10 protein-coding genes and 1 pseudogene are annotated in these 15852 nt (G+C 56.5%); 2 read left to right on the forward strand and 9 right to left on the reverse strand.

The genetic code is table 11. From position 1 onward, the window contains the following. Window positions 1–134 precede the first annotated feature (134 nt). Window positions 135–335, reverse strand: a pseudogene (locus DLM86_RS32630) (short-chain dehydrogenase); the annotation flags it as partial. Further along, entirely contained in the window at window positions 289–573 is a 285-nt protein-coding gene (locus tag DLM86_RS31965) for a hypothetical protein (protein WP_158289286.1), read from the reverse strand. The pseudogene DLM86_RS32630 and the gene DLM86_RS31965, both read right to left, overlap by 47 nt. Window positions 574–733: 160 nt before the next feature. Between DLM86_RS31965 and DLM86_RS02435 the strand changes: the two genes are divergently transcribed. After that, complete coding sequence (locus tag DLM86_RS02435) at window positions 734–8257, forward strand: hemoblobin-interacting domain-containing protein (protein WP_158289287.1); 7524 nt, start codon at window positions 734–736, stop codon at window positions 8255–8257. A 256-nt stretch (window positions 8258–8513) separates the two neighbouring features. After that, window positions 8514–8867 (forward strand): carboxymuconolactone decarboxylase family protein, encoded by a 354-nt coding sequence (locus DLM86_RS02440; RefSeq protein WP_110838358.1) that lies wholly within the window; start codon window positions 8514–8516, stop codon window positions 8865–8867. Between the two features lie 96 nt (window positions 8868–8963). Here the strand turns inward: DLM86_RS02440 and DLM86_RS02445 are convergent, their stop codons facing one another. The 7 genes from DLM86_RS02445 to DLM86_RS02475 form a co-directional block, all read right to left on the reverse strand. Next, a complete protein-coding gene (locus tag DLM86_RS02445) occupies window positions 8964–10607 on the reverse strand; it encodes a GMC family oxidoreductase (protein WP_110838359.1) in 1644 nt (547 codons plus the stop codon). Window positions 10608–10749: 142 nt separating this feature from the next. After that, window positions 10750–11166: a DUF1259 domain-containing protein gene (locus DLM86_RS02450; RefSeq protein WP_110838360.1), complete on the reverse strand. Its 417-nt coding sequence runs from the start codon at window positions 11164–11166 to the stop codon at window positions 10750–10752. Between the two features lie 168 nt (window positions 11167–11334). Further along, complete coding sequence (locus DLM86_RS02455) at window positions 11335–11931, reverse strand: TetR/AcrR family transcriptional regulator (protein WP_110838361.1); 597 nt, start codon at window positions 11929–11931, stop codon at window positions 11335–11337. A gap of 86 nt (window positions 11932–12017) precedes the next feature. Then, entirely contained in the window at window positions 12018–12839 is an 822-nt protein-coding gene (locus DLM86_RS02460; RefSeq protein ID WP_110838622.1) for an SDR family NAD(P)-dependent oxidoreductase, read from the reverse strand. A 58-nt stretch (window positions 12840–12897) separates the two neighbouring features. Then, on the reverse strand, window positions 12898–13797 hold the full coding sequence (locus DLM86_RS02465; RefSeq protein WP_245954305.1) for an RNA polymerase sigma-70 factor: 900 nt from the start codon (window positions 13795–13797) through the stop codon (window positions 12898–12900). After that, window positions 13784–15091: a phytoene desaturase family protein gene (locus DLM86_RS02470; RefSeq protein ID WP_110838363.1), complete on the reverse strand. Its 1308-nt coding sequence runs from the start codon at window positions 15089–15091 to the stop codon at window positions 13784–13786. The genes DLM86_RS02465 and DLM86_RS02470 overlap by 14 nt, the downstream gene beginning before the upstream one ends. A 77-nt stretch (window positions 15092–15168) precedes the next feature. Beyond that, on the reverse strand, window positions 15169–15849 hold the full coding sequence (locus DLM86_RS02475; protein ID WP_110838364.1) for a DUF3995 domain-containing protein: 681 nt from the start codon (window positions 15847–15849) through the stop codon (window positions 15169–15171). Between the last annotated feature and the right edge of the window lie 3 nt (window positions 15850–15852).

A 15852-nucleotide genomic window follows, 5' to 3' on the forward strand; every position in this document is an offset into this window, starting at 1 on the left:
CGGCGTTTATGTGGAGCGGACGATCGTCCTGCCGGCCGCCGTAAAGCCGGATCGCATGGCGGCGGTATGGATCGGTGCGGACGGCCGCTTCCGCTTCGTACCCGCGGACGTATCGGGCGGCGCCGAATCGCCGGCAGTCGGCAGTGCTCCCGGTTGTATTCTTCCATGCCGTCCGTCATTTCGACGACCAGTCCGCCCGGATTGCGAATCAGGAGAGGCAGTGCGAAGCGGCTCGTGGTGAGGTGCGTGTCGACCGCGAGACGGAGCATGCGAAGCCCTTTGTCCAGATCATGCTCCCAGACGGGAACGTACCACTCCGTCAAATATTCCGAGCCGAGCTCCGGAGGCTGCAGCCGTGCCGGCGAATACGGACTGCACCGTTTTGTCGCGGTTAAAGTTTTGCCGTCTTTCGCAAAAACCTGACATGAAGCACTTTCTTTTCAGTTTGCTTCCAGTCGATTGCGCTAATCTATAAGTAATTTCAGTGGAAGCGACCCGGAAAGCGAGTGACAAGAAACGGATGATAAAACGTGGATTGGCTATATTGTTGGTGCCGGCGATCATCGTCTTCATTTGGGCTGCGGCCGCCGCCGCTAGCCCGACGGACAATTGGAGCGTCAGGCCGTCGCCGGCCGGCAGTCTTCTCATGGGAGTCGCATACGGAGACGGCCTATATGTGGCAGTCGGATCGGGCGGAACGATCCTGACATCCGGCCATGGAGCCGCCTGGACTTTGCAACATTCAAACACGAATGCGGATTTCAACGGCGTTGCCTTCGGAAACGGCACGTATGTGGCTGTCGGCAGCGCCGGCACGATCCTGACATCCGGTGACGGCATCCATTGGACGCCCCGCCCCTCGAATACGGAAAACTCGCTGAACGGCGTCGCCTACGGCAGCGGCGTTTTTACGGCTGTGGGGATGAACGGGACGATCTTGACTTCAGCCGACGGCGTGAGCTGGGTGAACCGATCAAGCGGCTCCGCGGATTTTTATTCAAGCGTTATTTACGCCAAAGGGCTGTTCCTGATAGCGGGCTTCATGCCCACACTGGTCAGCTCCGACGCCGGCAATACTTGGACGGCAAGCAACGGGAACTTTTTCAGCAGCATTGCATACGGCAACGGCATGTTCGTAGCGACCGGGTTTATGGGGTTTGCCACCTCCGGCGACGGGGTCCATTGGGAATCGCTTGGATGGAGCCCCAACGATCCGGTGAACGTCATCGTTTACGGCAACGGGACCTTTGTCGCGGCCGGGGGCAACGGCTCGGTGCTGACTTCAAGCGACGGCGCGAACTGGACCGGCCGTACGAGCGGAACCGCCGCTTCTCTGTTCGGCGCGGCCTATTACAACGGTACGTTTCTTGCGGTTGGCCAATCCGGAACGATTATTCGAGCGGCCGGCCATATCCTGAACTATGACGGCAACGGCGCCGCGGGCGGAAGCGCGCCGACGGACAGCGGCTCGTATGCCGACGGAGCGGCCGTCACGGTGCTCGGCAACCAAGGCAATCTGACGAAGCCGGGACTCGTATTCGCAGGCTGGAACACGGAGCCGGACGGGAGCGGAACGAGGTACGCCGAAGGCGATGCTTATCCCATCGGTTCCGCCGACGCGACGCTGTATGCGGAATGGGTGAGCGGCAATTCCTATCTCGCGGGCTTATCCGTGGACCGGGGACGGCTGTCTCCCGCATTTGCGCCTTCGACTATGAATTACGTCGTCCATGTTGGATATGCGGTGACGAGCTTGGAGCTGTCTCTCGCGACGAGCGAGCCGACCCAGACGGTGACGGTAACGGGAGCCGTGTACGATTCATCGACGGGGTCATACCGCGCTTCCGGCTTGCAGCCGGGGCCCAATCCGATTCGGATCGAAGTCGTCGCGCAAAGCGGGGCGTCGGTCGCGTACGAGGTCGTGATCGACCGCGCAGCCGTGCTGAGCGCCAACGCGGACTTGAGCGGCCTCTCCTTGTCGGTAGGCGCGATTCCCGACTTTGCGCCGGATCAAACGGAATATGTCGTCGATGTAGGAAACGAAGTGTCCGGTCTCGTCGTAAGCGCGACGGCCTCCGACGTCAATGCGGCCGTCAGCGTCAACGGCCAGCCGGAGGCCGTCGGCGAAGCGAGCGGGGAAGTCGCCCTGAACGTAGGCGATAACGCGGTCCGCATCGAAGTGACGGCACAGGACGGAACGAAGAAAACGTACACGATTACCGTGAGACGGGCGGCCAGCGGCAACGCGGACTTGAGCGGCTTGACGCTGTCGAGCGGCTTCCTGAATCCCGGCTTCCGGCCGGAAATATCCGACTACACGGCCATCGTGGCGAATGACGTATCCGGTCTGGCCGTAACGGCGACCTCCGCCGAACCCTCCGCGGAGCTGACCGTTAACGGAATACCGGTCCGTAGCGGTCAGGACAGCGAGATTATCCCGCTCCATGTCGGCTATAATACGATCGCGGTCAACGTAACGGCACCGGATCGTACCGTCCGGTCGTACCGGGTAACCGTGTTCCGCGACGCGATGCCGATGCTCGGGGAGTCGTGGCAAGCGATGGGCGACACGAGCGATTTTCCTGCCGACCCGACCGCAGGCGAGCCGTTCTTGTTTGTCGACAGGGGGACACCCTACGTTGCCTACCCGTCACAGGAGGACGACGATCGGATTGTCGTCAGGACCTTCGACGGACTGAACTGGGTGACGCTGGGCGAAACGGCAATGCCGGGCTTGACCGGCAATCCTTCGCTGCATGTCGATCGGGGAACGACCTATTTGGCTTATACGGCTTCGGACCAATCGCTGACCGTCAGCCAATACGACGGAACCGGCTGGATGCCGATCGGCGACGTGTTATGGGGGTCTTCTCCGTCCCTCGCCATGGACAACGGGATTCTCTACATCGCTTATTTGGATTTGGAAAACAAACTGACGGTAAAGCAATATGAACATGCAAGTTGGACTCCCGTCGGCGGCGCCGTCTCGTCGGGCCGGGCGAGCCGTCCGTCGTTGAATGTACAAGACGGAACGTTTTACTTGGCTTATTCGGACGTCGACAACGGCGAGAAGGTTGCGGTGAAGACGTTGGACGGCACGGACTGGGTGCCCGTCGGCACCGGGGCATTTCCGGACGGTTCCGGTCATTCCTTCACTTTGGACGCGGACCATGGGAGGCCGTACGTGGCCTTTTCCGATCCGGCAAGTCCGAATCATGCCGTCGTCATGACGCATGAAGGGGACAAGTGGACGCAGGTTGGGGCCGAGCTTTCGACGAGTTCCGTTGCGATGAGCGTCGTGGACGGAATCCCCTATGTCGCTTTGTCGGACCCGAGCCGTTCGGGCAGCGCCACGCTTTTCAAGTACGATGCATTCGAATGGACGCAGGTGGGCGAAGCCGGTTTTACGGAACCGTCCGCACAGAAGATGACGCTCGTTTTCTATAAGGGAACGCCTTATTTGGCCTACAGGGACGGAGCGGGCAAGCTCGGGGTGGAGAGCTTCGTCGCTCCCCCTCCGAGTCTCGATGCGGACATATCCGATCACGATCCCGAACATCCGATTGAGCTGACGTTCGAGGACGATGCAAATTGGCGAGAGTCGATCGTTTCCGTTCTGGACGGATCGACCCGGCTTGTCGAAGGGACCGACTACACGATCGGCAGCGGATCGATTACGTTTGCCCCCGGCAAGCTTGGAGCGGGCGAGCATGTCCTGACGATATCGGCGAGCGGGTATGCCAATGCGGTTGTCGGCCAAACGGTATTGGCTTTCCCTCCGGTTCTGGCGGCAGACGATACGGACAATGACGTCGCCAATCCGATCGCGATCTCGTTTCCACCCGATGCGGCTTGGCGCAGCGCGATCTTATCGGTTCAGGTAGGGGGAGTCGCGCTTCCCTTTACCGGGTATTTTCTGTTCGAGGACGACCGAATCCTGTTCTATGCAGGCACGTTGGCGGCAGGGGAACATATCGTTGCGGTGTCCGCCGCCGGGTATCGGGATGCCGTGGTCACCCAGTTTGTATACAAAGCCGCTCCGATCCTGTCCGCCGACGCGACGGACAACGACACGGCGCACCCGATTACGATTACGTTCGGCGACAACGCGGACTGGCGCGATGCCATCGCGGAGGTCAAGGCGGACTCGGTCGCGCTGGAGGAAGGAACCGACTATACGATCGGGGACGGGACGATAACGATCCGCGCGGGCAGGCTTGCGGCCGGCGATCACGTCATTGCGATTGCGGCGCCGGGATATTTCACGAGAGAGGTAAGCCAGTTCGTGTACGGGGTCCCTCCGGCTTGGAAGGCGAATGAAACGTACGACGTCGCCCGGCCGATTGCACTGGCGTTCGCGGACGATGCCGCTTGGCGCGATGCGATTACGGCGATTCGGGTGAGAAGGGCGCTCGGGGTGGAAGAGACGTCGCTTGTCGAAGGCGTCGATTACACGATCGGTGCCGGCGCCATTACGATCTTTGCCGGCAAGATTCCGTCGGGCGAGCATGTCGTTACGGTGACGGCATCCGGGTATTACGATGCGGAGGCAAGCTTGCTCGTCCTTGATTTCCCTCCGGTCTTGACGGCGGATACGACCGACAACGACATCGATCATCCGATCGTCGTGACGTTTCCGGACGATCTCCGATGGCGCGGCAGGATGGCGTCCGTAAAGGCCGGTGCGACCGTATTGGAAGAAGGAACCGATTATTTGGTCGAAGCCGGCACGATCACCTTTTATAAGGGCAAGCTTCCGGCCGGCGAACTTGTCATTACAGTAACGTCGTGGGGGTATTACGATGCCCGGCTGGACCAGATCGTATATGCATTTCCCCCGGCCTTGACGGCGGATGCGACGGACAACGACGCCGCGCATCCGATCACGCTGACGTTCGCGGACGATGCCGCATGGCGGGATGCGATCACGGCGGTTCGGGCAGGGGCGAAGACGCTCGCGGAAGGGACCGATTATACGATCGGCGAAGGCGCGATCACGTTCGGCGCGGGCGCGCTTCCGGCGGGCGAACATGCGATTGCGGTGTCGGCAGCGGGATATTACGATGCGGAAGCAAGCCAGTTCGTCTATGCGATCCCTCCGGCTTTGACGGCGGATACGACGGACAACGACGCCGCGCATCCGATTACGCTGTCGTTCGCGGACGACGCCGCATGGCGGGAGGCGATCGCGGCGGTTCGAGCAGGGACGAAGACGCTCGAAGAAGGAACCGATTATACGATCGGCGAAGGCGCGATTACGGTCGAGGCGGGCACGCTTCCGGCAGGCGAGTCTGTCCTGACGGTAGAGGCCGAAGGATACCGCGATGCGGTTGCGGGTCAGTTCGTCTATGCGGTCCCTCCGACTTTGACGCCGGATGTGACGGACAACGACGCCGCGCATCCGATTACGCTGTCGTTCGCGGACGATGCCGCATGGCGGGATGCGATCGCGGCGGTTCAAGCAGGGGCGAAGACGCTTGCGGAAGGAACCGATTATGCGATCGGCGAAGGCGCGATCACGTTCGGCGCGGGCACGCTTCCGGCTGGCGAGTCTGTCGTTACGGTAAAGGCTGATGGATACCGCGATGCGGTCGCGAGTCAGTTCGTCTATGCGATCCCTCCGCTCTTGGCGGCGGATGCGACGGACAACGACGCCGCGCATCCGATTACGCTGACGTTCGCGGACGATGCCGCATGGCGGAATGCGATCACGGCGGTTCGGGCAGGGGCGAAGACGCTCGCGGAAGGGACCGATTATACGATCGGCGAAGGCGCGATCACGTTCGGCGCGGGCGCGCTTCCGGCGGGCGAACATGCGATTGCGGTGTCGGCAGCGGGATATTACGATGCGGAAGCAAGCCAGTTCGTCTATGCGATCCCTCCGCACTTGACGGCGGATGCGACGGACAACGACGTTGCCCATCCGGTTACACTGTCGTTCGCGGACGATCCCGCATGGCGGGATGCGATCGCGGCGGTTCGAGCAGGGACGAAGACGCTCGAAGAAGGGACCGATTATACGATCGACGAAGGCGCGATCACGTTCGGCGCCGGCACGCTTCCGGCAGGCGAGTCTGTCCTGACGGTAGAGGCCGAAGGATACCGCGATGCGGTTGCGGGTCAGTTCGTCTATGCGATCCCTCCGGCTTTGACGGCGGATGTGACGGACAACGACGCCGCGCATCCGATTACGCTGTCGTTCGCGGACGATGCCGCATGGCGGGATGCGATCGCGGCGGTTCAAGCAGGGGCGAAGACGCTTGCGGAAGGAACCGATTATGCGATCGGCGAAGGCGCGATCACGTTCGGCGCGGGCACGCTTCCGGCTGGCGAGTCTGTCGTTACGGTAAAGGCTGATGGATACCGCGATGCGGTCGCGAGTCAGTTCGTCTATGCGATCCCTCCGCTCTTGGCGGCGGATGCGACGGACAACAACTTCGCGCATCCGATTACGCTGACGTTCGCGGACGATGCCGCATGGCGGGATGCGATCACGGTCGTGAAGATCGATTCGACCATATTCGCGGAAGGAACGGATTATACAATCCGTGAAGGAAGCCTCACGATCGCCGCTCGCAGGCTGACGCCGGGAACCCACACGGTTGCCGTCGTGGCGAACGGCTTTCTGGATGCGACGACGGTCCAACCGATCGGGCAATCGAATATTTCGAACTTGACCGGGTTGATTGTCAGTACGGGGGCGTTGAACGAGACATTCGATGCGAATACGCTCGACTACACGCAACGTGTCGCGCACGATATCGAAAGCTTGACTGTAACGCCGACGGCCGAAGATGCCGATGCCGTCATTACGGTGAACGGAACCCCCGTCGCCGGCGGCGAGGCCAGCGCGCCGATTGCGCTTGACGATGGCGAGAATACGGTTACGCTCGTCGTTACGGCGCCCGACGGCTCGACGAAGACCTACCGAATCCGGGTCACCCGGGCACCGAGCGGCAATGCGGAATTGGGCGGGTTGACGCTGTCCACGGGTACGTTGAATCCCGGCTTTGCCCCCGGGATCTTCCGCTACGAGGCCAACGTGGCGAATGGCGTAACCGGTCTTACCGTAACGGTAACCGCGTCGGATCGCGGCGCTACGATAACGATTGACGGCCGTCAGGCCGTTAGCGGGGTGCCGAGCGAACCTGTCGGTCTCGATGTGGGCAGGAACGAAATCATCATTGAAGTAACGGCCAAGGACGGCAGCAAAAATTCGTATACGATCATCGTAAATCGGGCATCCGGCAGCGGCGGCGTCGGGGGCTGGGGTGCCGTTCCGCCGGTTCCGAGCGGTCCGACGATCTCGCGCAACGGACGGTTGACGCTTTCAGCCGGGCAGCAGGGCGAAGTAAGCTTGGGGGACGAGATCAAGGTAACCATTCCGGCCGGGGCTTCGACCAAAGAACTGACCGTCTCGATCGACAAAGTGCCGAACTTCGGCGATCCTGTGACGGGAGAAGCCGTTTTGGCAAGCCAAGTCTACGAGATCTTGAAAAATTTCCCTGTGAACTTCGACAAGCCGGTACGGCTGTCCATTCGATTCGATCCGTCCGGTTTGAAGAGCAGCCAGAGGGCCGTCTTAAGCTATTTCGACGAAGCCGATGAACGATGGGTGGAAATCGGCGGTGTGGCGGACGGAACCTATATCGCGGCGGAAGTGAATCACTTTACGAAGTTTGCCTTGCTTGCCGTAGGGCCGTCGGACGACAAGCCGACGAATCCGTCCCCGGAATTCGCCGACGTTGCCGGCCATTGGGCGGAGGCCCGCATCGCGCAAGCCGCGCAAGCCGGCATCGTGTCGGGCTATCCGGACGGTTCGTTCAAGCCGAATGCCGCGGTGACGCGCGCGGAATTTACTGTCATGCTGGCAAGAGCATGGAAGCTCCAGGATGAAGCTCGCAGCTTGCCTTTCTCCGATTCGCAGCAGATCGGGGCGTGGGCAAGAGCATCCGTCGCACAAGCGGTGGCGAGCGGCATCATCGAAGGGTTTGACGACGGAAGCTTTCGTCCCGACGCGGAGATCACCCGGGCCGAGGTGGCCGTCATGATCGCAAAGGCGCTGAAGCTGCCGATCGACCCGAACGTCTCTACGTCCTTCGCGGATGATCAGGCGATCCCGACGTGGGCGAAGGGCGCGCTTGCCGCATTGGCGAAGAGGGGCGTCATGAACGGTAAAGGGGCGAACGAATTCGATCCGGCCGGCAAGGCAACGAGAGCGGAAGCCGTTACGGTTTTGCTGAATATGCAGGAGTAAGATCCAGGGACGTGCGCTGTTCGTACGTTTCAGACTGTCGAGCAAGTGTCGGCAGTCTGATTTTTTGTCGTTTCGTTTTATCACGACACCGCGTTAATATAATATAATATCTGGCCTTGTTCCCACCTTTGAACGACTGTCCAGAAAACCCAGAAATCTAGGCACGGCCCGTTCAAGACCGCGAGTAATTTTTATCCAAGGTGGAGACCTTATCTTTGTCGATACCGCAGTACATTCAGGAGGCGAGACGTTAGCGATGCAAGAACAGATGGAACGGAAGGTCCGGCTCTATAAAGACGAAATCGGCCATTGGAGCGAAACGATGCCGAACGTGGCGAACGCGTATCACGCGTTTACGGGAGAATGCTTCGAAGAAGGCGCGCTCGATGCGCGGACGAAGCAGCTCATCGCGCTCGGCATCGGAATGTTCGCGAACAACGAGGTGTGCACGTATTACCACGTCCGGGAGGCGCTGCACAAGGGTGCGTCGCCCGAGCAAGTGATGGAGACGGTAGCGGTCGCCGCGGCGATCGGCGGCGGGCACGTCTTGTCGCAAGGCGTCACCCGCGTCCAAAAGGCGCTGGACGGAGCGACGACGCTTCCGCAATAAACGCAGCAAGGAACCCGAAGCGCGTGCCGCTCCGGGTTTTTTGTCGGGATGAAGTCGATCCCGTATTCGTGCGCCCCATATATTCTCGATTAACCTTTACTCCTCTTCCGCTTGATCGAGTCGCCGGAACGACCTTGTCTTTTTACGGGCCTTCGTACCAAGCTTGATTTGACGCGCGATCGTTAGTCCGATGAGATAAGCCGGAGCCGACGTATTGCCGTCAACGGTGAAGGGAATGATCGAATCGTCCGCAACCACCAAGTCCTTTACGCCATGCACGTGTCCCCGGCGATCGACAACGCCGCCCCGGCTAAGCGGAGCCATGCGAAGCGAGCCTTGCTGATGGTGATTATGGTCGAAATTTTCCTTAATGAACGCCTCGAGCTCGGAGTCGTTATCGATCGTATCCAGTGAAGGCGAGAGAAGACGATACGCGGGATCGACGGATTCCAATTGTTCCGCAATTGGTTTGATATAGATCCTGTAAATCTTTTTTATCGCTTCCAGATCGCTAGGATCGTCTAAAAACCCTTCGTCCGCAAGAACGATTTGGAGCGGGTCATCGCTCTGAATGGTTATCGAGCCCCGGCTTTTGGGCTGCAAATAAAGAATCGCAATCGATAACGTGTCTTCCGAAGGGATACCGATCAGTTGGACCCCCCGGCGGTTCGGGTTGGCATCACCGGTCGGATCGGGCAGGAAAGCGCCGCCTGTGAATAAGGCGTTCGGGTCGGAGTTCGCCGGGGTATCGTTTTTATTGACGCTAAATACGGCGAAATTAAGCGTATGGTTACGGAGATGTTTACCCACGTTCGGATTGTCGAATAAAACCGGAATACCCGCCTTCCGGAGAAGCGAAGCGGGTCCGATGCCGGAAAGCATCAATAACTGGGCGCTATTGATGCCTGCGGACACAATGATTGTTTTGCGGCAGTAGGCGCGAACGCAATTTCCCTCCCTTAGAAATTCAACGCCGATAGCCCTTCTTTTCGAAAACAGAACGCGAAGTGCTGTAGATTTGTACAATACGCGCAGCTTACGACCGTTCACGCCGCGTCCGGCTGCATTCACAATATCGCCCGAGAGAAAGGCGGTGGACGAGCTTTCCCGACGACCGTTCGGTTGTTGGTACAGTTGCCAGCGGGTAAACGGGCCGAGTGGCGTATCGGGATCGTTATAGTCGACAATTTCTTGAAATCCCGTTGCCCGTTCTATGGCCGTAACCAGCTTTTCCGCCATAGCGGACGGGTTGACCGGCGCTTGCCGGATATCGATACGGCCATGAAAACCGCGAGCGTCCGGATTGCCGGTTATTCCGTTGTAGTTCTCCAGCTGCTTGAACCGGTTGATCGCGAGCTCCGGCGACCAGATCGGCCCCAGCAATCTTTCCCAATCTCTGAAAACGGCCGACGTCGGTCTTACATATTGTTCGGTATTAATAGAAGAACCGCCTCCGGAAAGGCGTCCCGTCGTCCATTCAAAGCTGCGATCGTCCACTTCCTTCTGGGGTACGCCTTCGCCTTGCCAGAAGTACTGCGGAAAAAAACGTTCCTCAAGCTCCAGTGCGAAGGAGGAGTCCTTGATCGGAGCATCGTTATTTTTATTTTCCCCTGCTTCCAGTACAAGAACGGATGCTTTGCGATCGTCTGACAGCGTTTTGGCGATGACAGCTCCGGCCGGACCGGTTCCGATCACGATGTAATCGAATACCCATTTCTCGTTCCCCTGCACATGATTCATCCCGATGATCTCCCTCGTTTCTTAATGTCTGTCTTGGGCTAATGTAGTGTATTGCTTTCGGGGATCGATGGTGTCGGGTTTTTACGTAAAGAAGAGCGAACCTCCCCTTGGAAGCCCGCTCCTGGAATGTTCTCGAATGGCCTTAACCCAAGAAGGCTATAGACCGCTTCGTTTTCCTTGCAAATGCGATGGGATTGTCGATGGACTCCCAGTGAATATACATTAATCGGGGATTGTCATTCAACCAGTGATTGTGAAGAGCCGTTACCTTGATGCCGTTTCTTTGAAGATTACGGATCAGCCGGTTCGCCTGATTCTGAAAAAGGGCGGTTTCGCCTAAACAAAGCGCTCGCCCCGACTTGTCAAGGGATTCGAACGAAAACAATTGGTACCGAACCAATGGCGAAGTCGTGCGTCTTCCCAAAATGGTCGCATTCAGTCTTCTGGCCCGGCTGACAAAACAAACGGGCCCCGGATCGATTTCATGCTCCCCGCCCAATATTCTCGAGAATTGGTTGCATAATCTGATAAATTGCGGACTTGCCTTCACATTTGCCATCGTTTACCTCCTCATGGTTTTGAAACATCGTATTATCGACCAGAGGAAGCGGGCTATGCGAATACCCAATATACCGGCACTTTTTTGTCACAGCTTGTGCTCACGACGCCGGATTCGATTCCGATTTCGATATCGCTGCCGCTCGGAAGTCGGTTGTTCGTTCTCGTGCTAGCTCCCGTCCCTGTGGAGAAACGCGGAGAGCATTTCCTCTTTCAACGGCTCCAAAGGGAAATCGTCCGGGTACGTGGCGTACATCAGCATCATGCCGTGAAGCGCGGTCGAGAAATGGAGCGATCGCATCTGGGGATCGGGGACACCCATCCGCCGGAATATATCGACCTGGAATTGAAATTGCCGGGCCATCTCGTCCTTGAGCGATTGGCTGGAGGCGGATACGACCTCGTCGTTCTCCGGGTGCGTTTGCAGATGCAAGTAAAACCGATAGACGCGCGGCCGCTGCTGTACGTTCCTCAGCGCATGGTCGGCGATATGCGCCAGCTGCTCGGCCGGGGTCGGCTTCCTCATCGCTTCCTCCATCACCCGTACGATTTCCTCGATTCGGCCCGCGATTAATTCCTTCAGGAGATCGGCTTTTCCCGCAAAATAGTTGTACATTAGACCTTTGGAAATGCCCGCACGCTTCGCCACATCCTCGATGGACGCCGCATGGTAGCCCTTCTCGATAAAGACCTCGATCGCCGCCGTTCGTATGTTTTCTTTCGCCTGCTGCCGGATTCGGTCATTTTCCTCGCGTGTTCGAGGCATAGGTGCGCCCTCCCCGATCTGATCATTTCGTTATCATCATGATAAGGAAGACTGAACGGCTAGTCAATCACTCGCAACAACCCTCTTTACCCCTTCTCTCGAAGATCGCGTATGTTCCTTATCTTCTCGACCCATGCCTTATCCAACAAACGGGGAAATAAACGATTGATACGCCAAGCCCACTTCACATTAGCCGGGAAGATGATGATATCTTGATTTTTCAAAACGCCGTTCAATATGGTGGCAACCGCCTTTTGGGTGTCCATTGCTTTTACCGGCAAGCTTGCGACCAGCTTTTCATTTTTAACGTTTGCTACTGTCATGTTCTTGTATATATTGGTTTGAACATGCCCTGGACATACGGTACTTACTTTCACGCCCAAATCCAACCCTTCATGACGCAGCGACAGCGAAAGGCCCATCACGGCATGCTTGCTTGCGCAATATGGCGTATTTCCCGGCTGCGGCATTAAGCCTGTTGCGGACGCGGTGTTGATGATATGACCGAAGCCCTGCTTCGCCATGACTTGATAAGCATATATCGATCCGTACAGAACGCCGTTAAAATTAATACCCATGACTTTCTCCCATTGCTCGAACGTCAAATCACGCACGTCACCGCCTATAGCGATTCCTGCATTGTTAAACATGTAGTCGATCCGACCATAGTTTGAAACCGTGTCTTCGATCAGCCTTTTCACTTCTTGTTCGCCGGATACATCGACCGCCCTATGGTCCGCTTTGCCGCCATTTTGTTTAATGGCGGCCGCAACATTCCTTGCGTTTCCCTCATGAATATCGGCAACAATCACAATGGCGCCTCGGTTGGCAAGTTCCTCGCAAAGAGCCCTTCCTATTCCCGCACCTCCGCCGGTAATAACGGCTACTTTTTCTTGAAAACGGTTCATGAACAAAGCCTCCATCGTGTGTAATTGCGCCATGTCTAACTTCGTTTATCGGCGAAAATCATATACGGTCGGTCGCAAAAAAACGCGTGAGACTGATGAGCTTATCGGGATTCAAAACGGCATAAATGTTCACAATCCGATTATGTTGAATATCAAAACAAATCGTAGCAAAGAGCTGCTTGCCTGCAAAAAATACCAATCCGGGCTGCGCATTTATTTCCCGAAGCGTATAAGAGAAATCGGCAGGGAACTCCGGCAAAATACCGATAAAGAAACGGGCGATTCGATCATGGCCGAACAGCGGACGCAAGGGGGCTCTCACTTTGCCTCCTCCATCCATATAGAGAATCGTGTCCGAAGTTAACGTTTCAAGCAGCTTTTTCATATCCCCATCCAAAAGGGCTTGTGCAAACGATTCGATCAGATGGGTCGTATTCCGCTGCATGCCCGCGTTCATTGGAGGAATGTCTCCCAAGCTCCTTTTGGCTCGACGGAAAATTTGCCTGCAGTTCGCACTGCTTTTGTCGACGATCTTCGCTATTTCCTCATATTCGTATTGAAGGACTTCTCGCAACAGGAATACGACCCGCTCGGTCCAGGAAAGCTGTTGAATCAGGAACAAGTATGCCATCGAAATGGTTTCTTTTCGTATATATCCTTCCAAAGGGTCGGTTTGTCCGTTACCCTCACTCATGATCGGTTCCGGAAGCCAAGGTCCGACGTATGCTTCCCGATGCCTGCTTTGCGCCCGCAATCGATCGATGCACCGGTTGCTTACACTTCTGAACAAATATGACTTCACATTCTTAACCAGATCGGATGGAACCTTTTCTATCGAAAGAAACGTTTCTTGAATGATATCTTCGGCATCCATCATACTGCCCATCATGCGATAAGCAAAAGAAAGGAGCGATGGTCTCAAACTTTTATAGAGCTCTTCCACCTCAACCGTATGCAAGCCCTCCTTTGTGGTTATAGTCTCGGAGGATCTCCTCGGAAGCCCGCCTTGCGCTGGCAAAAACGGCATCAACCAACACTTCCCCTTGACCCGTCCAATCTCCGGAAACATACAGTCCACGCACCTCCGGAACGGATGGACCATAGCGTCTGCCGATTCGATCCATGGAATCAAAGTCATGGGCGACCGTCATTTTCGGCAGGAACTGCCTTGCGACAAGTTCCTTTTGCCATCCCGGTTGTATGAAGTCCAAAGCCCGCTCCAATTGACTTTCGTCGTTTTGGGGATGATCCGAGCCAAAGCCAATATCCTTGCACACATGAATAATGGCGGAGCCATCCTCACTTGCATCGGAAATGACGGAAGGGGTACTAATAAAGATCGGTTGATCCAAGAAGAAGGTAAAATGGCGTTTTGGATCATCGGTGTAGGGCAGCCTGCGCAGAGCGACATCGAGACAAGCGGCATAGATCGGTTTCGCCCGATCCCGCCATTCCTTAAGCGATGTTTGCTCCGCGTTGGTAACGAGCTTGCAGGCTTCTCCCGGTCCTGCCGCGACAACGACATTGGGGACCTCCAACGTTTCGCCATCACTAAACCGGATTTGCCTTACTCTACCGTCATGCTCAATCGCGGATACGCCTTTTCGGTTCCATATTGTAACACCTGCGCGGATAGCCTCTTGCCGAAGACGTTCAACCAGTTGGCCCCAACCTTGATCTACATATAGGACTTGGTTCCCTTTAAATACAAGCTGCAATCTTCGGACTGCAGGAGCAGCCAAGAGGATTTCAGGGTAAGGTACAAACGTATTGGTTCTACAGACGGCGTAAATGAGGCGTCTGATCGTGGGATCGCGGATTTCTTTTTCCACCCATTCCCGAAAACTGATCGGTGGTAGAGCGTTTGTATCGATTTTGGCTAGTTTTCCCACAAATGAAACGATTTCCAGCTTGGCGGAAGCGGATAACAAGTTAGAGGTAACAATCGAGAAAGGATTTCCGGGTAAGGGGTAAAGCTTATCATTCCACACGATGCCGCCTTTTGCAGGCACAGTCGCTCCTTTAACCGGGATTCTCAGTTCGTTTAGTACCTCTTCGGCGGCCCCGCCTTTATAAAGCGCATGAAGACCCAAATTCAGCATGGCCCCATTCTTTTTTACCGTAGCGGAACGGCCGCCCAATTGATTTGCTCTTTCCGACAAAACTACGGATAAACCCGCTTTTGCCAAATAAATAGAGCTGGTTAGTCCGGAAAGCCCTCCGCCGATTACCGCTGCATCATAGTGTCTCATCCCTATCTCCTCCCTCTTTTTATGAATAAGACGATCGGGAGGGATGGAGTTGTGACAAACACCTCGGGACGGAACGCCTAGAAAAAGCTTAATTTATCGACAAAGTCAAACACGATGGCGGCTGTAAAAATCGCAGTAACGAGAATGGTAAATAACGAGAAAATCAGCGTGCCGCGTTTCAAAGCAGGAAGCGAAACGTCTCTCGCTTGTGCATAATGCGCTGCCGACAAGCCGGATAATACGCCCATGATGAAGAACCAGGGTTGGTAAACGAACAAGTCCCATAAGGCATCGATACGCAAATCCACTTCACCGGTAAATGTCGGCATTTTCAAGTCGATGAGGCCTGCCAAATAGAGGACTCTTGTAAGGATTCCGGCCGCTCCATGAGCGATTAAAAAGACAGAGCAGAGAAGGGTGGGGAATAACAGAAATCCTCGGCAGACCGTAGCTCCGCCGATCCATGGAATCCATAAAGGGACAGCCTTCCCCCAAGGTTTAACGAGTCCTAACAAGACGAAGCCGCACAACATAATCACGACACCCACGACATAGCTCGCTTTATAGATGCCGCCAGTGGTATCGACAATCGGGGCCGAAAGACCGATTGTTCCTCCCGCGGCCTGATAGAATCGGACAAAGACCGCATACAGGAGAGCCCAGACGCAACCCGCATAAGCCGCCCATCCTGACGTCTTTGTAAAGCGCACGTAGGCTTTCCAACCATTAGGCAACGACGAATCAAGATTGGGATCCATCCC

Origin of the sequence: Paenibacillus flagellatus (genome assembly GCF_003217775.1) — a bacterium.
In the GTDB taxonomy this organism is placed as follows: Bacteria; Bacillota; Bacilli; order Paenibacillales; family NBRC-103111; genus Paenibacillus_AB; species Paenibacillus_AB flagellatus.